Here is a 22,200-nt window from a genome sequence, read left to right on the forward strand (position 1 = left end):
ATGTTGAGGAAAAATTAGTTCTCATTATATAAGGGCAATTTCACTAAAACGGTCGTTCCAGCATGTTCATTATTTTTAAATACAATCCGTCCATTATGTTCATGAATAATTTTTTGGCAGATCGTAATGCCAAGCCCGACTCCCTTTGATTTGGTCGTAAAGAAAGGCTGACCGAGTTTAGTGAGTCCCTCATCTGAGATGCCATGCCCCCGATCCTTGACACAGACACAGATCCACTCCTTATGACGGATTGTCTGCAGGTGCAGTTCTCCCCCGTCCTGCATCGATTCTATCCCATTTTTAACAAGGTTAATGAATACCTGTATAAGCTGATTACGGTCACCAAGCACGTCGTCCGGCCCTTCGTTTATCTCTTCAAAGTGAAGGGTTACCCCGTTTTCAAGCGCCTGGTGCTTTAGAAGCTTTACAACATATTCAATTGCCGAATGAAGAGATAATGATTCTTTTAGACGGGTCTGAGGCTTGGAAAGGACCAATAACTCCTCTACAATTGACTGAATTCGATTCATTTCAGAAGTCATTACATCCATTTTCTCCTGCGAAACCCCGGTTTCTTCCTTCATTAGCTGAACAAATCCCTTTAAGCTTGTTAATGGGTTTTTTATTTCATGAGCAATACCTGCAGCGAGCTCCCCTGCAACTGCCAGCTTTTCCTGTTTGACAAGCTGCTCTTCAGCAAGCTTCTGTTGTGAAATATCACGTCCGATCGTTATAAGGGCCTTGCGTGAGCCATCCTCATAAAAGAGCGGAACCTTAATCACATCAAAGGTTTTCAGCTCCCCGGAAGGAATGAAAAACGCTTCCTCTGCGCGGACAGTAATGGCTTTTTGCCACGTTTCTTCGTCAGAAATCGTACAGTAATCAAACGCATCCTTAAAGAAAGGATTAATTAATCCCAGCTCAATATCGGTTTTATTCACATACTGATCATTGGTCAGACCATATAGCTCCAGACCAAAATCATTCGTTTTTATCCAGCGTCCTTCCCCATCCTTAAAGCAGACAAAATCAGGCATTGACTGGATAAGAGCGGTCATTTTCAGTTCCTCGTCTTCTTTCTCCTGGATGAACTTTTTAATTTTCCGGTACCTTATATATATAATGATTGCTGCTGCTACAAGAAGCCCTATATTTAAAAGCTCTGCTATCGTCAAAAAAACTCCCTGCAGCAACCCCAGACTACCGGCAAACAGAAAGATCACTTCAACGATTATAAGAAAAAGAAACAGACCTATTAGAGCTCTTATTTGTGAAATTGTATATGACTGTAACAGCATAATCACCTGCCCATCCTACAATTTTTAAATTAATTCATCGTTTATTCTTCTCATAATCATACCATGTCGAATTTTGTAGCAAAAGGAAAAGGTAAAAAAACGTTAAATTATTTTACCTTCACGGAAAAATGAAAAAAACCGCTTGAAAGCAATTCACTCAAGCGGTTCATTCCCCTTAGCTGGGAATAGCTGTTTTTAATTTGGAAAGCATATCTTCTGTCATTGCTGCTAAATCATAGGTTGCCTTAAAGCCCCATTCCTGCATGGCTGCAGAAGCATCAATCGCATTAGGCCAGCTGTCAGCGATAGCCTGACGTACCGGGTCTACATTATAAGTCATCTCAAATGATGGCATATGTTTTCTAATCTCTGCTGCAATCTGTTGGGGCTCAAAGCTCATCGCGGTAACATTAAACGCATTGCGATGCTTTAGTCTTGCAGGATCCGCCTCCATTAAATCGACAATGGCCTGAAGAGCATCTGGCATATACATCATATCCATATACGTTCCTTCTTTAATGAATGAAGTATAGCGGCCGCTTCTTAATGCCTCATAGTAAATTTCTACAGCATAATCCGTTGTTCCCCCGCCAGGAGGGGTGACGTAGGAAATTAAACCAGGGAATCGGACGCCTCTGGTATCAACTCCAAAGCGGCTATGATAGTAGTCACATAGAAGCTCCCCTGCTACCTTATTAATGCCGTACATTGTTGTAGGACGCTGTAATGTGTCCTGAGGTGTATTTAACTTAGGCGTATCAGGTCCAAATGCTCCGATTGAGCTTGGTGTGAAAAATTGAAGATGCTGCTCACGTGCAACCTCAAGTGCATTTACCAGTCCGCCCATATTTAAATTCCAGGCAAGCTGAGGAGTTTGCTCAGCTCTTGCAGATAAAAGAGCAGCCATATGCATCATCGTATCAACATTATGCTTTTTGGCTACAGTATACATTTGTTCAGCATTTGTTACATCTAAGAGCTCAAACGGACCTCCATGGACTACCTCGTTGTCAGTTGAACGGATATCTGAAGCAATAACGGCATCCGCCCCATATTCTCTGCGCAGCTTTGTAATTAATTCTGAGCCGATTTGGCCAAGAGCTCCAGTCACTAAAATTCTTTTCATTTCCTGTTCCTCCCTGTTGCTTTTCTATTTATGCCTGTCTTCTTATAAAAAGAACAAGTGTCCATCAGCGAAATACACTTCGTCCAATTAATTATTATTTATACTAATAATTTAACATATTCCTCTACTAATGTTTATACCAGGAGGACAAATAAATAACTTTAAATTTTGGAAGAAGATAAAAATAAAAAAAAGGACCCTATAAAGAGGTCCTTCTAATCTTGCTTCTCATTCTTTTCGGCGCTGAACGCCCGCTTACGCTTTTACTTTATCCAGCTTCAGCGGCTAGGCCCTCGAGGTCATAAGACAACCCGCACAATAGGCAAAAAGCGCCTATGGATGCGGGTTGTCTTATGCTTGTCGGAGCTGAACGCCCGATTACGCTTTTAAGCCTTTATTTTCGTTTTTTCCGAGTAGTCTCTTGGCTGCATTTCGCCTGAGTGGATTTCCTCGATGTAGTGACAGGAAGCCTGGTGGCCTTCTTTCATATGAGGAAGGGTGCGCAGCTCAGGGACGTCTGTTACGCACTTTTCAGTAGCGTATGGGCACCGCGTGTGGAAACGGCAGCCTGTTGGAGGATCGATTGGAGACGGTACATCTCCTTTTAGCATGATCCGTTCCTTTTTCTTATCCGGATCCGGCACCGGGATAGCAGATAGCAAGGCTTTCGTATATGGGTGCTGCGGGTTTTCAAATAATGATTTCTTATCCGAGATTTCCATAATCTTACCCAGATACATAACGATAATACGGTCAGAAATATGACGCACTACCCCTAGGTCATGGGAGATGAAGAGATACGTAAGACCAAATTCATCCTGTAGTTCTTCAAGCAGATTCAGAACCTGCGCCTGAATGGAAACATCGAGTGCTGATACTGCTTCGTCACAAATTATCAGTTTAGGGTTAACCGATAAAGCTCGCGCAATTCCTATACGCTGACGCTGTCCACCTGAAAATTCATGCGGATAGCGGTCTGCCTGATACGGCTGGAGTCCAACGGTTTGCAGAAGCTCTTCAATGCGCTCCCTGCGTTTTTCCTTCGGCACTGCGTTTTGAATATGCATCGCTTCTTCGATGACAGCTGATACAATCTGCCGTGGATTTATCGAAGCATACGGATCCTGAAAAATGATCTGAAGATCCTTCCTCTTGCGGCGCATCTCACTGCGTGAAAGAGTCGTCAGGTCCGTCCCCTCAAAGGAAACAACGCCTTCAGTAGGTTCATCAAGACGAAGGATTGCACGTCCTGTGGTTGATTTACCACAGCCGGATTCTCCTACTATACTGACGGTTTCTCCTTCGTAAACAGTAAAGCTGATATCATCTACAGCCTTAACATAGTTCACGGTACGGCCTAAAAACCCACCCTTAATCGGGAAATACTGTTTTAAATTCTCAACCTTCAGCAATTCTTTCTTCGCCATAGATGTTCACCTCCGGATCGCCATCCCACTCTTCAGAGTATATCCAACAGCGAATCTCATTTTTTTGTTCATCGGTTATCAGGCCCGGCATTCTTCCACGACATAGATCAGTTGCAGCTGGACAGCGTGGGGAGAAACGGCAGCCCACCGGCATTTCCTTTGGGCTTGGAACTGTTCCTTTAATCGGCTGCAGCTTCTCCTGCTCTATATCATGTCTTGGCAGTGATTTTAGAAGCCCCACTGTATATGGATGCTTTGGCTTTTTAAACAGCGAACGCACATCTGAAAATTCCACAACCTGTCCGGCATACATAACAGCTACATAATCACATGTTTCAGCGACAACTCCAAGATCATGGGTGATCATAATAACGGACATATCTAATTTGGCCTGGAGCTCTCTGATTAAATCCAGTATCTGTGCCTGAATGGTTACATCAAGAGCCGTTGTCGGTTCATCAGCAATCAGCATATCCGGGTTACATGCAAGAGCCATCGCAATCATGACACGCTGCCTCATACCTCCAGACAGTTCAAACGGATATTGATCAACCCGTTTTTCTGGTGATGGAATTCCAACCAGTTTTAACATTTCAATTGACTTCAGCTTTGCTTCACGTTTATTTAGGTTCTGGTGAATCATTAATGACTCACTAATTTGATAACCTACTGTGTAGACAGGGTTTAACGAAGTCATCGGCTCCTGAAAGATCATAGAAATATCATTTCCGCGAATCTCCCGCATTTGCTTCTCTGTATAATCAAGGAGATTTTTTCCTTTAAAAAGGATTTCGCCCCCTTTTATTTTTCCCGGCTTTGATAGCAGCTGAAGAAGAGATAAGGCTGTAATACTTTTACCCGATCCGGACTCCCCTACTACTCCCAGCGTCTTTCCTTTTGGCAGTTCAAAGCTGACACCATCAACAGCTTTCACTTCTCCATCATCGGTAAAAAATGAAGTTTGCAAATTGCGAACTTCCAAGATATTTTTGTAAGTGCTCATTTATCTACACACCTCTTTTCTTAAAGTTATTCTATTAATCAAGTTCAATTCGTTTATTTAAGAAGCGATACGATATATCAACAAGTAAGTTTACGAAAACAAACAGCAGGGAAATAACTAAAACAGTTCCCTGAACAACCGGGAAATCCCTTGTACGAATAGCGTCAATGGTCAATCGGCCCATGCCGTTGATTGCAAAAATCGTTTCTGTTAATACCGTACCCCCAAGTAATGCACCAAATTCAAGACCAACGACTGTAACAACAGGGATTAACGCATTTTTAAGAGCATGACGGTAAATCACAATTCGTTCTTTAACTCCTTTTGCGCGAGCGGTACGAATATAATCCTGCCCGATCACTTCAAGCATACTCGATCTTGTCATACGGGCGATAATCGCGGCCCCTGCCGTTCCAAGTGTAATAACCGGAAGAACGACCTGTTTCCAGCTGTCACCCCAGCCCGAGGCTCTCATTTGCATAAAGCTCATCCAGTCAGGCATCCAGTTTCCAATTGAAAAGTACTGTATGAGCATGAGGCCAAGCCAGAAGTTCGGCATGGAAAGTCCAAACAGCGCAACAATCATGATCACTACATCTAACACTGTATAGTGGCGTACAGCAGAGATGATTCCTGCAATTAATCCAAGAAATACGCTGACGATGGTACTATAGACGGCAAGCTCTACGGTAACCCAGAACCTGGTCCCTATTTCATCTGCTACAGGACGGCTGCTTCGGACAGATTGTCCAAGATCTCCTGTTACAATATTACCTAAAAATTTTCCGTATTGAACGTGTAAAGGATCATTCAGACCCAATCTTTCACGTATTTGCTCTACCTGTCTTTCAGGCGCTGACTCACCTGCTATTATCTGGGCAGGATCTCCCGGAATGAGGTGCATCAGCGAGAACACAAGAATCGTAACCCCTAAAAGCACCGGGATCGTTTGTATTAAACGGCGTATGATAAATTTAGTCAACGTTAAGCACCTCCTCTATTGTTTCATCTTCGGATCCAGCGCATCTCTTATACCATCACCGAATATATTAAATGCCAATACGACAAGAACAATCATGGCTCCCGGGAAAAAAGCTACATGCCACGCTTCATACATATAAGTACGTCCCGCCGAAAGCATTGCGCCCCATTCAGGCATTGGAGGCTGAGCTCCGAGTCCCAGGAAGGAAAGACCGCTTGCAGTCAGGACTGCAGTCGCAATCCGAAGAGTGGCTTGAACAATGATCGGAGACATAACGTTTGGTAAAATATGCTTGAAAATAATTCTAAAATCACTTGCACCAAGTGCGCGAACTGCATCGATATATTCAAGCTTTCTTACTGATAGAGTCGATCCCCGTACAATTCTGGCAAATGCCGGAATAGAGAAGATCCCTACAGCAATTATTACATTTTGAAGACTTCCTCCAAGCACACTGACAATAGCAAGAGCAAGCAGGATTCCAGGGAATGCAAGAAGCACATCCATCACACGCATAATGATATTATCTATCCTGCCTCCATAATATCCTGAAATAATTCCAAGCGGCACACCTATGATCATACCGATCAGGACGGATAAAAAACCGATCCATAAGGTGAGTTCCATCCCATGAATGATCCTCGTGAAAATATCACGTCCGAAATTATCTGTTCCAAACCAGTGCTCAGCGCTTGGCCCCTGGAGTTTATTCAGAAGATTCTGTTGATACGGTCCATATTGACCAAACTGAGAAAGCAAGTACGGACCGAATACTGCTACAAGAATAAAGAAAATGATTAAATATCCACCAATAAGAGCAGCTTTATTTTTTTTAAGCCTTTTCCATATCATTTTATAGTTTTCTAGTCTTGGGTTGACCCTTTTTGCAGTAACCGGCTCATTAACCGTGTTCTCACTCATTTTTTAACACCCTCTCTATTAATTAATATCAGAGTAAAAGCACGTTCGTACTTTACACACCACACAATCTTATCTCATTTTTGTTAAAAATGAAACTATTCTAATATCTTTTTTTATGAAGGATTTTGCATAATTTTTTTTGTTTTTTTTAGCGAGAGGATAATTTTGTATAAAGTCACATACTAATATAGTTTTTAATAGAAGTTAAGTTTATTACGATTTTATTACAAACACATGAATTATTATCTTTTCGAGAGCAATTAGGTATATGCATATATTATATAAATATAACTTAATTTTCAGTAAAATTAAGGAAACACTAGCAATAATCCCTCTTTAGACGCTTTAAAAATTTTTAGTAGACTTGTAATTTTCTAAATATTAAGCTATATTATTTTTTGAATATTGTGCTTTTTGCACCGTATTTATATACCATTAATGGGGGGTAATTTTTTGAAAAACAAAAAAACACTTTGGGCTTTTTTACTCACGCTTGTACTGGCTATGTTCCTAGCTGCATGTGCTGGCGGCAGTGATGATGCCGGAGACACAGAGAATGGCAATGGTAATGACGGTGAGACCGCTGGTGAAGGAGACGCTGCTGAAGGCGGAGATCTTCTTCTAATGGTCTTGTCAGATGCTTCATCACTCGATCCTCATGGATCAAACGACGTACCTTCTTCAAATGTTCAGGCGAACATTTATGAAACTCTTGTCTTCCAAAATGCAGACAATGAGATTGAGCCGCTTCTAGCAGAAGAGTGGGAAAACATTGACGACCTTACTTGGCAGTTCAAGCTTCGTGAAGATGTAACCTTCCATGACGGCGCAGCATTTAACGCCGAGGCTGTTAAAGCAAATCTTGATCGCGTTTTGGATGAAGCAGTTGCTTCACCTCGTGGTTTCCTTTACGAAATGATTACAGAAGTTAACGTAGTAGATGAGTATACAGTGGAAATCGTAACAGAATATCCATTTGCACCTCTTCTTGCTCACCTTTCTCACAGCGGTGGCGGAATGATCAGCCCAGATGCAATTGCTGCTGATTACGAAGCAATGGAAGGCGGCGACGAGCCGGGTTCTGTTATTTCCCAAGGGCCAGTTGGAACCGGCTTTTTCAAATTCCAGGACTGGACTCCTGGCGAAGAAGTTATTCTTGAAAAGAACGAAGAGTACTGGGGAGAGCCTGCTAACGTAGATACGGTAACATTCCGCGTAGTTCCTGAATCCGGAACCCGTATTGCTGAGCTTGAAAATGGAGTTGCTCACATTATCGACCCTGTACAGCCAAACGAAGTAGCACGTGTAGATGCTCTTGATAACGCCGGCATGAGTATTCAAGGGTCAACAAGCCTATCTTACCTTGGATTTAATGTTGAAAAAGAACCTTTCAATGACGTTCGCGTTCGTCAGGCAATTTCTCATGCTATCGACAAACAAGCGATCATTGAAGGAATCTATGATGGCTACGGTACTCCTGCTGTAGGTCCAATTCCTCCAGGCGTATTTGGATTTGATGATTCAGTTGAACCTTTAGACTACAACATGGATGAAGCGAAAGCTCTTCTTGAAGAAGCAGGTTATGGAGATGGCTTCTCTACAACGATCTGGACAAATGACAATCCACAGCGTATTGATACTGCTACAGTAGTACAAGAGGCTTTGGCTGAGCTTAATATCACAGTTACGATTGAGCAAATGGAATTCGGTGCATACCTTGAGCAGACTGCTGCCGGGGAGCATGATATGTTTATTCTTGGCTGGTCAACTCCTACTGCGGATGCGGATTATGCAACGTATGCACTATTCCACTCTTCTCAAGTAGGTCAGCCGGGTAACCGTTCATTCCTTCAGGATCCTGAGCTTGATGAGCTTTTAGATGCAGGACGTCGTGAGACAGATCAGGACGCACGTGCTGCGATCTATCTTGATGTACAGGAAAAACTTGTTGAGCTTGCACCAATGGTTTACATCCACCATCAGGAATACCTGACTGGAGTAAGCAATAATGTGTCAGGCTTCTCAACTCTTCCAAATGGTATTTACCAATTGCATGAGGTTTCTATTTCTGAGTAATGAGCTTATGAAGCTGCCGGGTTTCCGGCGGCTTTTTTTGTTTTATTTGAAGTTTGTTTTTAAGGGTTGCTCCTAATGCTGCAATCAATACGGAGTAAATTATTCGCCTCTTTGAAATTTGCAGATAGGAGTAAATCTCTTTTAACAGGCGTGTTGATTTCCGCTTCAGGGGGACGCTTTCCGCGGGACGGGGCTTGAGTTAACTTGCTTCGCAAGTGGATCTCAGCCTTCCCGCTGCTTCCCACAGGAGTCAGCCCCTTCCACTTCAATCTACTCCTGAATCATTTTTTTATTCTATTAAATTAGCTGAGTAATTCTTAAACCCTAAATTCACATATTTTGAATGAAGAAGCTATCTAATGTATAATTAAACAAAAATTTTCCAGATGAATACCAAATTATTATATTTAAGAAAAATAATAAATTATTTATATTTCAATAATATAGCGCTTTCATTCTTTTTCTTCTTATTTATTAGTAATTTCTAAATAATAACTATTAAATTTACTTACTCAATTTTTATGCAGAATTTTATTGATTTTCATGAACAATTAACGATATACTTTTAATAGTTTTACTATTCTAATTTTTAAGATTACTATAGGGGGTTATGTATTGAAGAAGAGTTGGTTCCTGGTAAGTGCTTTATTAATGGTGTTATTGCTTGCAGCATGTGCCGGCGGAAGTGATGAGGAGGGTTCTTCTGATGCTGCAGAAGGTTCAGATCCTTCAAGTGGTGAAGTAGTAATTGCTACACTTTCAGATGCTGTTGCTATGGATGTACATATTACAAATGATGTGCCCTCGGCTAATATCCAGGCACAAATCTTTGAAAATCTAGTGACACAGGACGAAAATCTAGAAATTCAACCGGCACTTGCAGAATCCTGGGAGCCTGTTGACGATCTTACCTGGGAATTTCAGCTTCGTGAAGGCATCAATTTCCATGATGGCACTCCTTTCAACGCTGAAGCTGTAAAAGCAAACTTTGACCGCATTCTGGATGAAGAAATCGCTTCTCCCCGGGCAGTACAATACGAAATGGTCACAGAGGTTGAAGTAGTTGATGAATACACGGTTCGTATACATCTGGAATATCCGTATGCACCGATTCTTGCAAATCTTTCGAATATTGGCGGAGCGATGATGAGCCCCGCCTCGATAGAAGCAGATTATGAAGCGATGGAGGACGGTGGGCAGCCAGGCACTTACATCAATGAACATCCTTCGGGTACCGGTTTTCTCCAATTTGAAAGCTGGACTCCCGGGGATGAACTGACCCTTGTTAAAAATGAAGATTATTGGGATGGCGCCGTTTCATATGAATCTGTTGTCTTTCAGGTAGTCCCTGAAGGTGCAACACGTTTGGCAAATCTTGAGACTGAATACGCGCATATTATCGACCCCCTCGCTCCTAATGAAGCAGCTCGCGTGGAAAATATGGAGCATGCTAGTCTCACTACAGAGGATAGCGTGGGAATAAACTACATTGGCTTTAATTTAAACAAAGAGCCTTTTGACGATGTTCGTGTAAGACAAGCAATATCTATGGCTATTAATAAAGAGGAAATGATCAACGGAATTTATGATGGATATGGAACAATCGCAACCGGCCCTCTTGCTCCGCCTGTGGTAGGAGCGGCAAATGATATTCCAGGCCTTGAGTATGATGTGGAGGAAGCAAAAGCTTTGCTTGCAGAAGCCGGATACGAGGATGGCTTCTCGACCATTATCTGGACTAACGACAACCCGCAGCGCAGAGATATTGCTGTAGCTGTTCAAAACTCACTTGCTGACATTGGTGTAGATGTTCAGGTTGAAGAGCTTGAATGGGGAGCTTATCTTGCCCAAACCGGACAAGGTGAGCATGATATGTTCATCCTTGGCTGGTCAAATCAAAATGCGAATGCTGATAACGGGCTTTATTCTTTATTCCACTCTTCACAGGTTGGCGATGCAGGGAATCGCTTCATGCTTGAAGATGATGAAATTGACCGCTACCTTGAAGAAGCCCGTAAGACAACAGATGAGGATGAGCAGCTTGAACTGTATCGCGGAGCCCAGGAGCGTCTCGTTGAGCTTGCACCGATGATTTATCTGCAGCATCAGACATATCTGTCCGGTCACTTAAATACGGTAGAAGGCTTTAGTGTCAGCCCTACTGGAATTTATCAGCTAAAGGATGTTGTCATTAACGATTAACAAGAAAACCCGATTCTCCTTTGTGGGAATCGGGTTATTTCTTATTGAATTATATTGAGTTCTTTCCCTACTTTTTCATAAACAGCCAATGCTTCATCGAGCATATCCTTCGTGTGAGCAGCTGTCGGCATATTTCTTACACGCCCCGTCCCGCGTGGAACTGTAGGGAATACAATTGATTTTGCATATACTCCCTCTTCGCTCAGGCGCTTGCTGAATTGCTGAGTAAGCTTTTCTTCCCCAATGATACAAGGGGTAATAGGAGTCTCGCTGTCTCCAATATCAAAACCAATCTTTTTAAGGCCCTCTTTCAGGTAACGGCCATTTTCCCATAGCTTGTCGTGAAGCTCTGTGCTATCGATCAGCATTTGAAGCGCTTCTGTGATAGCAGCTGTATCTCCAGGGGTAAGTGCAGTAGAAAACAGGAATGGACGTGAACGAACCTTCAGCCAGTCAATTAATTCCTGAGTACCTGCTACGTATCCTCCAACAACACCGATTGCTTTTGACAGAGTTCCCATTTGGAAGTCAACTTCTTTTGCCAGCCCAAAATGCTTTACAGTTCCCGCGCCTTTACCCATTACGCCTGATCCGTGGGCATCGTCGACATATGTGATCAGGTCAAACTCTTTTGCAATTTCCACGATTTGCGGAAGCTTCGCTACGTCTCCGTCCATTGAAAATACGCCATCCGTTATAACCATTACTTTATTATATAGACCGGATTCAGTTGCTTCCTTTGCTTTTGCACGCAAATCCTCCATATCCGAATGTTCAAAGCGGATAATTTTAGCCTTAGAAAGACGGCAGCCATCAATTATGGAAGCATGATTCAACGAATCGGACAGAATTGCATCATTTTTATCCATTACCGCTGAAATTGCAGCCATGTTGCAGTTAAAGCCTGACTGAAAAGCAATCGCAGCTTCTGTTCCCTTAAATTCAGCAATTTTATCCTCCAGCTTTACATGCAGATCTAATGTCCCGTTAATCGTACGGACAGCTCCTGCTCCGACGCCATAGTGGTCAATCGCTTTTTTTGCGATTTCCTTTAGATGATCGTTTGTCGCAAGCCCAAGGTAATTATTGGAGGATAGATTGATTAGTTCTTTCCCGGCAATTTTTATTTTTGCGTCATTTGGTCCCTCTACAGGATCGATTTCATTATAGAGCCCCTGCTCCTTCAAATCATCAAGATTCTCTTTTAAAAATTGATCTAATATCTTCGCCATGGTGATACCTCCTGAATAAAATGGAATTGCACAAATGTCCTTTCGACAAATACACTTTTGATATATTTCACTTATTAATTCTGCTTTTTCATTACTACCAGTTTACCATGTTTGCATGATACGGACAATTCACGATGTTTGTTTCCACGGATTATCCTTCATCCTTAAACTGTGAGAAATGGCAGTTCTATCATTAACTTTGTATTCCCTGCCCTTTTCTCTTCAGGTATGGTATGCTTATGGTAATTAAGAGGAGGGATACGAATGAACCATTTGACCACCATGACATTGTTGGAAAAAGGCAACCGTAAAGTCCACCTTACCCCTATAAGAATGGCAGTCCATTCTCCTTGTTCGATTATGGAGGCTGCTTCACCTGAAGGAAATCTTTATCAATTATATTTTCACCGGCAACAATTCCTTGCCGCCAAAAAAGTAACGCGCTCCAAGAGAGGCAGTTACCTTGAACTGGCGATGACAAAAGGAATTGTTTTTTTATGTCCTCACCCTGTTGTAAGCCAGTATATCACCCGTCATGAAAAAGTGAAGAACCGCTCCTTAACCGAGTTATACTCATACTCTAAAAAACATTTTTCTCCGCTGGAGGTTTCACAGATTTTCCGCTGTATGGACTCGGTTATTCAGGCTGAGAAATTGTTTAAGGTCATGCGCGAGGCTTATTACGAATATAGAAGAGATGGAAAATGGGGAAAAGCATACGCTGTGCTGCTTACGATAGAAGAAGCATTTCCAACGCACGATTGGACAGCAAGCACGAAGCATGATGCAAGCTTTACGGCTTATCATAAAAAATACAGTACAGTTTCAGATTCACTGCTCAAAAATGACCCAACAACGTGTGAATGGATGCTTTGGAAGGATCGTCAGAATGAATCTTCCCGAAAAAAATGGTTGGATAGCTACTCACAGGAACCAGTTTTTTCAACTGCAGCTTTTGCTTTTCTCTATGAAAACCATCAGCGCGAAACAGACGAAACGATATTTCCTCTATTTTTAAACGAAGCAAGAAAGCAGTTTTCACCACATGAAATAAAAGATCTTCTGCTGCAAATGAGCACTTCTGGGCAGGAAGTTATCTCAAGAGAAGCCTTCCGGCAATGCATACGGACAGAGGCATTTGATGAAGCCATTACGACACTTATCAACCATCCATTTTCTCTCGCTGCCCAGGACATTAGAAGTCTAAAAGAAATCATCCCTCAAGTAAAATGGGATAACCGTCTTCCGATTGAGCAGCTAAGCATGGTATTAATCCCTATATTGAAAGATGAAAAGAAGGATTTAGACAGTCTTTTAACAGCCTGCATCCCTACTCTCAGCAAAACACATGGCTTGTCCTATCTCATTGACTGGCTAAAGCCTCTTGAGGATTCCAAATGCAGCCTTCCTATTTATCAAAAGGTCAAGAAGCTGGTTGCCTACGCCGAGGATCCAGATAAGCAGGCTAAGGCAGGTGCCCTGTATTATGAGCTAGGATTAAAACGGGAAGCCATTGAGGCATTCAGCTACGAAATGGAGCTAAACCCGGATGATCCTTCTCCAGTGAAATGGCTGTTCACCCTTTACCGGGAAACAGGAAATCTGGATGAGGCTTCTGCCTATAAACAGTTGCTTCAATCGATGAGCTAATACGTGCAGCCTTTTAGAAGTGCTTACTGCATTATTTTGGACAGGAGTTCCTGCAACATCAAAAAGCCACCCTATGAAGGTGGCCTTTTTTAATTTAAGTCCCTTGCGCTATTTCTTCAATCTCCGCATGAATTGCCTGTTGGATTTTTTCTACGCGCTCAAAATTCATCGCCTGAATGTAAATCGATTCCAGGTCGTCATGTATATATTTTGCTTTTTTCAGGCAGGCTGTGGCTTCATTCATTTTTTCGGTATACCGCTTTTGAATGGTTTGAATTTGGGGAAGATTTTCTTCATCTGTTCCCGGTTTTATTATTTTTTCGTAGGTATCGAGGATTTCGTCGCCATCCCGCTCCGGAAAATATTCGTGAGGAGCGGTACTGTCAAAGATCGCAAAGCCCAGCTCACGTACAATCACCATATCGAGGCTTTCCGGGTCAAAGCCACAATGGTAGATTTCAGCATCAAGTCCTCGTTCTTCTGCTGCTTTTGCCACTTTTTTTAACAAGGTTGACTTTCCTGTTCCCGGCCTTCCCTTTATAAAATATCTTTGCGGCAGCTCATAGGTGAGGTTAGGGATATAATCAACTGCGCCCTGTGAGGTTGCAGCGCCTAAATAACGATGCTTCACTTCCCCTTGTTTATTCAAATTTACATTCCCAAAAAGCGAGCTTACATAGCTCTCTGCTAATTGATTGGCTGCTTCTCTGTCCAGGTTTTCTATATAAATTTTTTCCCATTCGTCATGAATAAGGAGAGCTTCTGCAAATATTTTATAGGCTTTTTGATAGCTTTCTTCAATTTCCTTATTATATTTTGCTACTTCTTCTATTTGTCCTTCCAGCTTCTTTCGGTCCCAGGCCTGCCCGAGGTTGACGTAATCCTCTTTCGCTCCTGGTGCTGTCGGTTCTAAAATATGCGGAGCAGTTCCATCAACTAAGCCGATTTGCAGGGACGGGATAATAAGACCGTCCAGTGAATCGGGATCAGAAGAGCAGTGAATCCATTCAACATCATATCCTTTTTCCAGCCAGGCATGACCGATTTGCTTCATTAAGGTTGATTTCCCTGTTCCCGGACCGCCCTTTAAAATCCAAAGTCGGGATAGTGAAGAAAGATTTGATTCAAAAAAGTGGTGGAATCCTTTTGCCGTATTTCCCCCGGCGAAATAATGACGGATCTTTCCAGCCATCCTACATCCCCCCGTTTCTGTCTTGCTCGCCTATGTATATGTTAAACTTTTGTAAACATTCATATTTTCACAGCAAAAAAGCACCCTAAGAGAGGATGCTTTTAGTTATCTAGTTCAACGGCTTTTTCACCAAGTGCTTTTTTCACCATGTCTTCCATTGGAGGATTATGAAGTCCCATTCGAACGTCCTTATAATAACGCTGCATAGGACTTGATGCTGACATCGCAGACGGACCCACAATCCTCATCGCACGATCAACGATCGAAATAGCTGCATTTGTTACGTTTACCTTTGCAGCCTGGAGCAGATCTTTTACCGCCGCTTTATTTTCTGCTTCTTCGTAAACAAGCGCAGCATGGTAAAGCGCCTGCCGTGCACTGATCAGTTCAATATCCATTTCGCCTATTTGCTGCTGAATGTTCACAAGGCTTCCAATCGGTTCCCCGAGAGAAACAGGAGTGTAATTTGAGGCAAAAGCTACAGCCTCATCCCTCGCTGCTCCAGCAATACCGATATAGCATGCCGGAATGTGGAGAAGCCAGGCCTGTGGGTTCATTTTCCGCTCACCATTCAACGGTTTTAACAAATAGCTCTTAGGAATAACAGCCTCATTCAAAACCAAATCGTGGCTTGCTGTTCCCCTCATTCCTACACTATCCCAGGTTTCATTTATTGAAACGCCTTTTGTTTCTTTAGGTACAACAAAGACTGCTACAGAATCAGTATCCCCAATGGCAGCCGTAACAAAGAAGTAATCAATCAAAGGAGCAAGTGAAGTGTAGGATTTTTCTCCTGTAATCACCCAGCTGCCGTCTTTTTCAACAGCAGTAGTTTGAGGGAGCGCTCCTCTAGTCGGACTCCCTGCCCCTTTTTCAGTTGCCGCCGTGTTGATAATCGCGCCGTCTATAATTTTTTTCGTCAGCCATTCTGCAATATCCTTATCCCAGTTGCGATTTTCGCTCCATTCCAATAGGCTCCCGCCGTGCCAGCCAATGGACAGAGCTGTTGAACCGCTCCCCTTGGCAATTAATTCCTGAGCTAAAACAAATGAGTACAGTCCCATGCCCTGTCCTCCGTATTCCGTGGGCATGGTCAGTGTCTGATAGTCGATTTGCTTTAAGTCCTCTATATTTTCTTTCGGATAAGAATTTAGTTGAGTCAGATCAGGCTCTCTTTGTTTAAATGCAGGAATCAATGCTTCTAATTTATTTAAAAGCTCCCTTTGCTCGTTATTCCGGACAAAGTCGAACATCCAACCACTCCTGTCTTACAATGCTATTTCTTAAAGTTTACCTTATTAATATTCATAATTCCAAGCTGTTCGCTTGGACATTGAGGCAAATAGTACAATTACGCTTTTTTTGAGGCGAGATGCTCACCTTCAATTACTTGCTTACGGTCTAACAGTCTATTAAGCACAATGGTACTTTGAGGTAGAGAAAGATGAACGATTGTTCCTACAAAAAGGGCCGTAATAATAGTACCGATGCCAACAGGGCCCCCTAATCCAAAGCCTGCTGCTAGTACAACGATATCCAGGCCTCTTCTTACCCGGCTGATCTTCCACCCAGTTTTTTCAACCAGCAGCATCATCACTGAATCCCGGGGTCCTGTTCCCATATCTGCGCTCACGTAAATGCCAACCCCATAACCCATGGCTACGATCCCTAAGAGAAATACTACAACAATTCCTGTCCATGAAGCCGGCTCTGGCAGCAGCCAGTTGAAAAAATCAATAAAAACCCCTACAAGCACCATATTTAAAATAGCCCCAACTCTTGGCGGCTTTTTAGTCATGATAACGAGTACTGTAATAATGAGAATTCCCATAATAATTGACCATGATCCCACTGTTAAGCCAAACTGCTGAAACAGCCCGACGTGCAGAACATCCCAGGGGCTGATTCCAAGCTTTTGACCCTTAATCGTTAAGGTGATGCCCAATGCCATTATGGCAAGGCCAATCATGAAAAAAGACCATCTAATCACGTAGTTTCGCATCATTATTTATTCCTTCTTTCATTCTGGTAAGTTCTTTCGTTCATCTAAATTGTATTTCCCCACTTTACCACAGAATGAAAGAGTAGTTAAAAGAATTTTTAATTTTTTCTGCTTTTCATCTACTAAAAATTCATGAGTAGATGACCGTTTTCTAAAAGTTAACCAATGCTATTCTTTATTGAAAAAACACAAAAAAGGTTGAGACAAATGTTTATGTCTCAACCTCCTTCGTCCGGTTCACTGCACTTCAGGCGGACGCCTTCCGCTCCGTTCACCTATTGTTTCTAGCATTATCGTTCCAGCCTCATTATCTAATGGGCAGATTTCAAATCGCCCTTTTAAGTTTTTCTTTTTAGATCGTGAAGCCTGCAGGTGCATCCTTCACGATAACAAGGATTTTCCCCTGATCAAGCTTGTCCTCAAGGTTTTCAGATTCAGCTGTTGTAAAGCCGATTTCTTCAAATTGGGCACGAAGCTCGTCTCCCTTTTTACGGAAAACATTTTTTGTTGCAGTAGCTAAGCCGATATCAGAAGCACCGATTGTATTGGCGTCTGCGTTATCTGCCACACGCTTTGTGCGGTCGTCGTCATGTGTTACCACATAAATTGTATCCTCGTTGACGCCTCTTGTTTTAATGGAGTTAACTGCGTTTACCACTTCTTCATCATTTGAAAATTCTTTGTAATATAAACTCATTTGTTATCTCCTCCTAAAGTAGTCTTCAGAAGAAATATTACCCTTCATACTATCTCGTAAACATTCATATCGGACTATTCCATAAGATCGGCGGCTGAAGCATTTGTCACGCTTAGCAGATCAGCCGTTTCCAGCTCGATCTGTTTTCCAATCTGACCTGCACTGACAATTAAAGTCGAGAGCTCCTTCGCTTCCTTTGCAATATAGGTGGGAAATTTCTTTTTCATTCCGATTGGAGAACAACCTCCTTTAATGTATCCTGTTATGGTTTGGAGGTCTTTAACCGGGATCATCTCAACCTTCTTTTCCCCTGCGGCGGCAGCGGCTTTTTTTAAGTGAAGCTCCCGGTCAACAGGAACTAAAAATACATAATAGTTTTTTGATTGGGATTGGGTCACTAGTGTTTTGTAAACCTCATTTGATGAGCGGCTGATTTTCCTGGCAGCTGAAATACCGTCGATTAAACCATCAGCAAAATCATACTCATGAATTTTGTACTGAATCTTATTGGCATCAAGCTGTCTCATCGCATTTGTTTTTCCTTTTTTGGCCATCCTTCCACTCCTCGTTTTTAGAATAATTTAATTATATCCTAATGGGCAACTATCGTTTTACAAGAATCAGATTAAGGCTTATGATTATTTTGATAATCGAAATAATATTAATTTTATTAGTAAGGACGGATAAAAATGAATTCATCACAAACCACCCTTTTGGAGGTGTCGGACAATCAGAAAAAGAAGCTGACTTTTTTAGTTTGCTTAATCCTGGCTTTTACAGTTATGAACAGCACTATGTTTAATGTTGCAATTCCTGATATATCCTCTGATTTTAATCTATCCACTTCTCAGGTCAGCTGGGTCATGACCGGCTATATTCTTGTTTTTGCTATCGGATCATTAATGTATGGAAAGCTCGCTGACTTATTTCCTATAAGAACGCTTTTCACGTTCGGACTCGCTTTATTTTCATTCGGCGCGTTACTTGGCCTTCTCTCCCCAAGCTTTGAAGTCCTGATTTTGGCAAGAGTTCTCCAAGCGATGGGAGGAGCAAGCATTCCAGCACTCTCCTTTATTATTCCTTCCCGCTTTATGCCAAGCATCCGCGGAAGAGTGTTTGGGTATGTGGCTTCAACCGTAGCATTTGCTTCCGGGGTAGGACCCATTCTTGGAGGCATTATTGGAGGAGCCTTTAGCTGGCGGTTTTTATTCTTCTTCTCCATGCTCGCAGTATTTTCTATCCCTCTTTTTCGCAAATGGCTGCCAATGGAAGAACGAAAGCGCGGATCAATCGATTTACTTGGGGCTGCGCTTATCGCATTGACAGCTGCCAGCCTGTTATTTTTTATCACGACCTTTGATTATCGGTTGATCGGACTTTTTGTACTCTTTGCCCTCCTGTTTATCTGGCGGACAGTAAAGGCAAAGGACCCATTTATACAGCCGGCTATTTTAAAAAATCGACGCTATACCGTAACGGTCATCTCAAGCTTTTTTGGGACAGCCTGTTTATTTGGCCTTATCTTTGTTATCCCGATTATGCTCAGGGATTTAAACACCCTTTCAACGATCGGAATCGGCTTTGTTCTTTTTCCGGGAGCTATTATGGCAGGTTTTCTTGGGCAGTACGGGGGACGGGTTATTGATAAAAAGGGAGGCGTTCCGGTTGTTAAAACAGCGCTTGTGCTGATTGCTGCAGGCTGTCTGTTAATTTCAACCTTTGCCGGAAGCGGCGCGTGGATTATTTCCCTCTGTATGCTCGTTGCTTATATAGGATTTCCGCTTATTCAAAGTTCCACAGCAGATTTGCTGTCGACTACATTATCGAGTGAGCAAAACGGCGTTGGAATCGGTATCTTTAATTTATTGAACTTTATGGGCGGAGCTTTTTCAAGCGCCATCTTCGGAGCTGTTTTGGAAATCCAGGATGTAACCTTCCGCTGGAACCTGCTGGCTGACAGCGGGCTGAATGTTATCTACAGTAATTTATTTATTTCTCTCAGTCTTCTTGCGATTTTAAATGTCATTATGTTCTCTATTCTTTATAAGAGAGCGGATAGAAGTGCTCAAGCCTATTAAAAAACCCCTCCAGCCGGAGGGGTTTTTTAGAGCTTTAGATTTTTTAACGCATCAGCAAGAGCACTGTTGATCGGCTCATCTTTATTCTGCTTTTTCATATAGTTTGAAACGTCACGCTTCCCTGCTTTGTTTTGGGAGGATTCCTTGCGGCGTTTCTGAAAAGCGGAAAGTTTTTCTCTGTGACCGCATACGCAGCTGAAGGTCTGCCCTTCTCCTTCTCCTCTGAGCTCAAGCTTTTTATGGCAATTCGGACATCTTGCATTCGTTTTCTTCGCCACATTTTTACGGTGACCGCATTCTCTGTCCTGACAGACAAGCATTTTTCCTTTTTTCCCTTTCACTTCAAGCATCAGCTTTCCACAGTCAGGGCAATGGGTGCCAGTCATATTATCATGCTTAAACTTCGCATCACTGTATTTAATGGACTGAACAATTTCTTTTGTAAAACCGGTCATCTCTGCCAGGAACGAGCTCTGCTTCATCGAACCTTTCGCAATAGCAGCGAGCTTTTGCTCCCATTGTGCAGTTAAAGCAGGTGATTTTAACTCCTGCGGAACGAGGTCCAACAGCTGTCTTCCCTTAGAGGTTAAAACAATTTCCTGTCCTCTTTTTTCAATCAGAAAGCTGTTGAATAACTTTTCAATAATATCTGCACGGGTCGCAACTGTCCCGAGTCCCCCTGTTTCGCCAAGCGTTTTTAAGAGCTCCTTTTTTTCGTTTTTCATATAAGCCTTCGGATTTTCCATGGCAGACAGGAGCGTTCCTTCTGTAAATCGTCCAGGAGGCTTCGTTGCGCCGGTTGTCAGCGTCACTGATCTCAGGTTCAGCTTTTCTCCTTCTTTCACGTCCGGAATTTTTTGAGATTTTTCCTGCTGATCCGGTTCCTCCTCTTCCCCATCAAACACCGCCTTCCAGCCTGTAACGGTTGGAATGTTTCCTTTAGCAGTATAGATCTCACCGTTTAGATCAGCTGATATGATTGTTTGCTCATACTCGTGAGCCGGCATCAGAACGGAAAGAAATCGGGTAGCGATTAAGTCATACAGCTTCCACTCTTTATCGTTTAAAGTGTCTGGCAGCAGACGTTCTTCAGTTGGAATAATCGCATGGTGATCTGATACCTTCTGGTCGTTTACAAATCGTGAATTTGCTTTAATCGGCTTTTGTAAAAGCTTAGCCGCATGAGCTGCGTAAGGCTTCACCTGCATCCCTTTTAAACGGTCTGGCAGTGTTTCTACTAAATCGCTTGTAAGATAGCGTGAATCCGTCCGTGGATACGTCACAAGCTTATGCTGCTCGTATAATTTTTGAAGAATGGATAAAGTTTCTTTTGCAGAAAAGTGATAACGTTTATGCGCATCACGCTGCAGCTCTGTAAGATCATAAAGGGCTGGTGCATAGGTTTTTTTCGGTGTTTTCTTGACTTCCTTTATGAGAGCCGTTTTTCCTTTAGCTCCATTTACGACCATCTCTGCCTGTGATTTATCAAATGTTCTTGACTGGTTTGATTTTGCTTCCTGCCATTGAAGGGTAAATGCTTCAGCCTTTGCCTGAACACCGTAATAGCTTTGCGGGGTGAAGGTCTGGATTTCTTCTTCTCGCATGGCAATCATGGCAAGAGTTGGTGTTTGTACACGACCGGTTGAAAGCTGGGCATTGTATTTTGTGGTGAGTGCCCGGGTGGCGTTAATTCCCATGATCCAGTCTGCTTCTGCTCTTGCAACAGCGGATTGGTAGAGGGTTTCATAGTTTTTACCATCCTTGAGATTGCGGAATCCCTGCTGTATGGCTTTGTCGGTTACAGAAGAGATCCATAGACGTTTTATCGGCTTTTTGACGTTGGCTTTTTCAATGATCCAGCGCGCGACAAGCTCACCTTCTCTTCCAGCGTCTGTTGCGATGATGATGTCTCCAACATCTCCTCTTGTGAGTTGGTTTTTAACGGCCTGGAATTGCTTGCCGGTTTTTTTGATGACGACGAGTTTTAGTGGCTTGGGGATGATGGGCAGGTCCTCTAAGCGCCAGGATTGGAATTCTTTTCCGTAGCCTTCAGGGTCAGCATGGGTCACCAGGTGGCCGAGTGCCCAGGTGACGATGTAGCGGTCGCCTTCGATGAAGCCGTTGCCTTTTTTGTGACAGTTGAGGACGCGTGCGATGTCGCGGCCGACTGAGGGTTTTTCTGCGAGTACGACGGTTTTTTTCATGGGTAAAGTCCTTTCTGTTTGTTGATTTAAGTATATAAATACCTTTTAATCAGGCATGCTGATTTCCGTTGCAGGGGCATGCTTTCCGCGGGGTTTGAGCTAACTTGCTA

Annotated in this window: 17 protein-coding genes; 4 read left to right on the forward strand and 13 right to left on the reverse strand. The window is 42.7% G+C overall.

The genetic code is table 11. From position 1 onward, the window contains the following. Positions 1-14 precede the first annotated feature (14 nt). The 6 genes from C4B60_RS14365 to nikC all read right to left on the reverse strand — a co-directional run bounded on the left by C4B60_RS14365 (position 15) and on the right by nikC (position 6,757). The gene (locus C4B60_RS14365; protein ID WP_104058715.1) at positions 15-1,298 is read right to left on the reverse strand and encodes an ATP-binding protein; all 1,284 of its coding nucleotides are present in this window, start codon (positions 1,296-1,298) and stop codon (positions 15-17) included. A gap of 175 nt (positions 1,299-1,473) precedes the next feature. Further along, positions 1,474-2,424 carry an L-threonine 3-dehydrogenase gene (locus tag C4B60_RS14370; RefSeq protein WP_104058716.1) on the reverse strand — a complete coding sequence of 317 codons (951 nt, stop codon included), beginning with the start codon at positions 2,422-2,424 and terminating at the stop codon, positions 1,474-1,476. A 386-nt stretch (positions 2,425-2,810) separates the two neighbouring features. Continuing rightward, entirely contained in the window at positions 2,811-3,851 is a 1,041-nt protein-coding gene (locus tag C4B60_RS14375) for an ABC transporter ATP-binding protein (protein ID WP_104058717.1), read from the reverse strand. Beyond that, complete coding sequence (locus C4B60_RS14380; protein ID WP_104058718.1) at positions 3,823-4,854, reverse strand: ABC transporter ATP-binding protein; 1,032 nt, start codon at positions 4,852-4,854, stop codon at positions 3,823-3,825. The genes C4B60_RS14375 and C4B60_RS14380 overlap by 29 nt, the downstream gene beginning before the upstream one ends. Positions 4,855-4,888: 34 nt before the next feature. Next, entirely contained in the window at positions 4,889-5,836 is a 948-nt protein-coding gene (locus C4B60_RS14385) for an ABC transporter permease (RefSeq protein ID WP_104058719.1), read from the reverse strand. A gap of 15 nt (positions 5,837-5,851) precedes the next feature. Then, on the reverse strand, positions 5,852-6,757 hold the full coding sequence (gene nikC, locus C4B60_RS14390; protein ID WP_104058720.1) for a nickel transporter permease: 906 nt from the start codon (positions 6,755-6,757) through the stop codon (positions 5,852-5,854). A 453-nt stretch (positions 6,758-7,210) separates the two neighbouring features. Between nikC and C4B60_RS14395 the strand changes: the two genes are divergently transcribed. Together C4B60_RS14395 and C4B60_RS14400 are read left to right on the forward strand one after the other, a co-directional pair. Then, positions 7,211-8,833 (forward strand): glutathione ABC transporter substrate-binding protein, encoded by a 1,623-nt coding sequence (locus C4B60_RS14395; RefSeq protein WP_342365043.1) that lies wholly within the window; start codon positions 7,211-7,213, stop codon positions 8,831-8,833. A gap of 615 nt (positions 8,834-9,448) precedes the next feature. Then, positions 9,449-11,035 carry a glutathione ABC transporter substrate-binding protein gene (locus C4B60_RS14400; RefSeq protein ID WP_342365044.1) on the forward strand — a complete coding sequence of 529 codons (1,587 nt, stop codon included), beginning with the start codon at positions 9,449-9,451 and terminating at the stop codon, positions 11,033-11,035. A gap of 41 nt (positions 11,036-11,076) precedes the next feature. Here the strand turns inward: C4B60_RS14400 and C4B60_RS14405 are convergent, their stop codons facing one another. Next, a complete protein-coding gene (locus tag C4B60_RS14405) occupies positions 11,077-12,267 on the reverse strand; it encodes a glycine C-acetyltransferase (protein WP_104058722.1) in 1,191 nt (396 codons plus the stop codon). 264 nt (positions 12,268-12,531) lie between these two features. On the opposite strand from C4B60_RS14405, the gene C4B60_RS14410 reads away from it, so the two are divergent. Then, positions 12,532-13,917, forward strand: coding sequence for a tetratricopeptide repeat protein (locus C4B60_RS14410; protein ID WP_104058723.1), 1,386 nt, complete (start codon positions 12,532-12,534; stop codon positions 13,915-13,917). 94 nt (positions 13,918-14,011) lie between these two features. On the opposite strand, the gene C4B60_RS14415 is transcribed toward C4B60_RS14410, so the two are convergent. The 5 genes from C4B60_RS14415 to ybaK all read right to left on the reverse strand — a co-directional run bounded on the left by C4B60_RS14415 (position 14,012) and on the right by ybaK (position 18,362). Beyond that, positions 14,012-15,109: a PRK06851 family protein gene (locus C4B60_RS14415; protein WP_104058724.1), complete on the reverse strand. Its 1,098-nt coding sequence runs from the start codon at positions 15,107-15,109 to the stop codon at positions 14,012-14,014. A 101-nt stretch (positions 15,110-15,210) separates the two neighbouring features. Beyond that, positions 15,211-16,362, reverse strand: coding sequence for an acyl-CoA dehydrogenase family protein (locus C4B60_RS14420; RefSeq protein ID WP_104058725.1), 1,152 nt, complete (start codon positions 16,360-16,362; stop codon positions 15,211-15,213). Positions 16,363-16,460: 98 nt separating this feature from the next. Beyond that, a complete protein-coding gene (locus C4B60_RS14425; RefSeq protein WP_104058726.1) occupies positions 16,461-17,114 on the reverse strand; it encodes a YczE/YyaS/YitT family protein in 654 nt (217 codons plus the stop codon). A gap of 349 nt (positions 17,115-17,463) precedes the next feature. Then, positions 17,464-17,808, reverse strand: coding sequence for a YflT domain-containing protein (locus C4B60_RS14430; protein WP_104058727.1), 345 nt, complete (start codon positions 17,806-17,808; stop codon positions 17,464-17,466). Positions 17,809-17,882: 74 nt separating this feature from the next. Beyond that, the gene (ybaK, locus tag C4B60_RS14435) at positions 17,883-18,362 is read right to left on the reverse strand and encodes a Cys-tRNA(Pro) deacylase (RefSeq protein WP_104058728.1); all 480 of its coding nucleotides are present in this window, start codon (positions 18,360-18,362) and stop codon (positions 17,883-17,885) included. A gap of 135 nt (positions 18,363-18,497) precedes the next feature. On the opposite strand from ybaK, the gene C4B60_RS14440 reads away from it, so the two are divergent. Beyond that, entirely contained in the window at positions 18,498-19,886 is a 1,389-nt protein-coding gene (locus tag C4B60_RS14440) for an MFS transporter (protein ID WP_104058729.1), read from the forward strand. A 26-nt stretch (positions 19,887-19,912) separates the two neighbouring features. On the opposite strand, the gene C4B60_RS14445 is transcribed toward C4B60_RS14440, so the two are convergent. Next, positions 19,913-22,090, reverse strand: a complete 2,178-nt coding sequence (locus C4B60_RS14445) for a DNA topoisomerase III (protein ID WP_104058730.1) — start codon at positions 22,088-22,090, stop codon at positions 19,913-19,915. Positions 22,091-22,200: the final 110 nt, after the last annotated feature.

Origin of the sequence: Jeotgalibacillus proteolyticus (assembly GCF_002926065.1) — a bacterium.
Lineage (GTDB): Bacteria > Bacillota > Bacilli > Bacillales > Jeotgalibacillaceae > Jeotgalibacillus > Jeotgalibacillus proteolyticus.

Coding starts and splice junctions, on each gene's coding strand:
- C4B60_RS14365 (WP_104058715.1), bottom strand. CDS start 1,298: ATGCTGTTACAGTCATATACAATTTCACAAATAAGAGCTCTAATAGGT.
- C4B60_RS14370 (WP_104058716.1), bottom strand. CDS start 2,424: ATGAAAAGAATTTTAGTGACTGGAGCTCTTGGCCAAATCGGCTCAGAA.
- C4B60_RS14375 (WP_104058717.1), bottom strand. CDS start 3,851: ATGGCGAAGAAAGAATTGCTGAAGGTTGAGAATTTAAAACAGTATTTC.
- C4B60_RS14380 (WP_104058718.1), bottom strand. CDS start 4,854: ATGAGCACTTACAAAAATATCTTGGAAGTTCGCAATTTGCAAACTTCA.
- nikC (WP_104058720.1), bottom strand. CDS start 6,757: ATGAGTGAGAACACGGTTAATGAGCCGGTTACTGCAAAAAGGGTCAAC.
- C4B60_RS14405 (WP_104058722.1), bottom strand. CDS start 12,267: ATGGCGAAGATATTAGATCAATTTTTAAAAGAGAATCTTGATGATTTG.
- C4B60_RS14410 (WP_104058723.1), top strand. CDS start 12,532: ATGAACCATTTGACCACCATGACATTGTTGGAAAAAGGCAACCGTAAA.
- C4B60_RS14415 (WP_104058724.1), bottom strand. CDS start 15,109: ATGGCTGGAAAGATCCGTCATTATTTCGCCGGGGGAAATACGGCAAAA.
- C4B60_RS14420 (WP_104058725.1), bottom strand. CDS start 16,362: ATGTTCGACTTTGTCCGGAATAACGAGCAAAGGGAGCTTTTAAATAAA.
- C4B60_RS14425 (WP_104058726.1), bottom strand. CDS start 17,114: ATGATGCGAAACTACGTGATTAGATGGTCTTTTTTCATGATTGGCCTT.
- C4B60_RS14430 (WP_104058727.1), bottom strand. CDS start 17,808: ATGAGTTTATATTACAAAGAATTTTCAAATGATGAAGAAGTGGTAAAC.
- ybaK (WP_104058728.1), bottom strand. CDS start 18,362: ATGGCCAAAAAAGGAAAAACAAATGCGATGAGACAGCTTGATGCCAAT.
- C4B60_RS14440 (WP_104058729.1), top strand. CDS start 18,498: ATGAATTCATCACAAACCACCCTTTTGGAGGTGTCGGACAATCAGAAA.
- C4B60_RS14445 (WP_104058730.1), bottom strand. CDS start 22,090: ATGAAAAAAACCGTCGTACTCGCAGAAAAACCCTCAGTCGGCCGCGAC.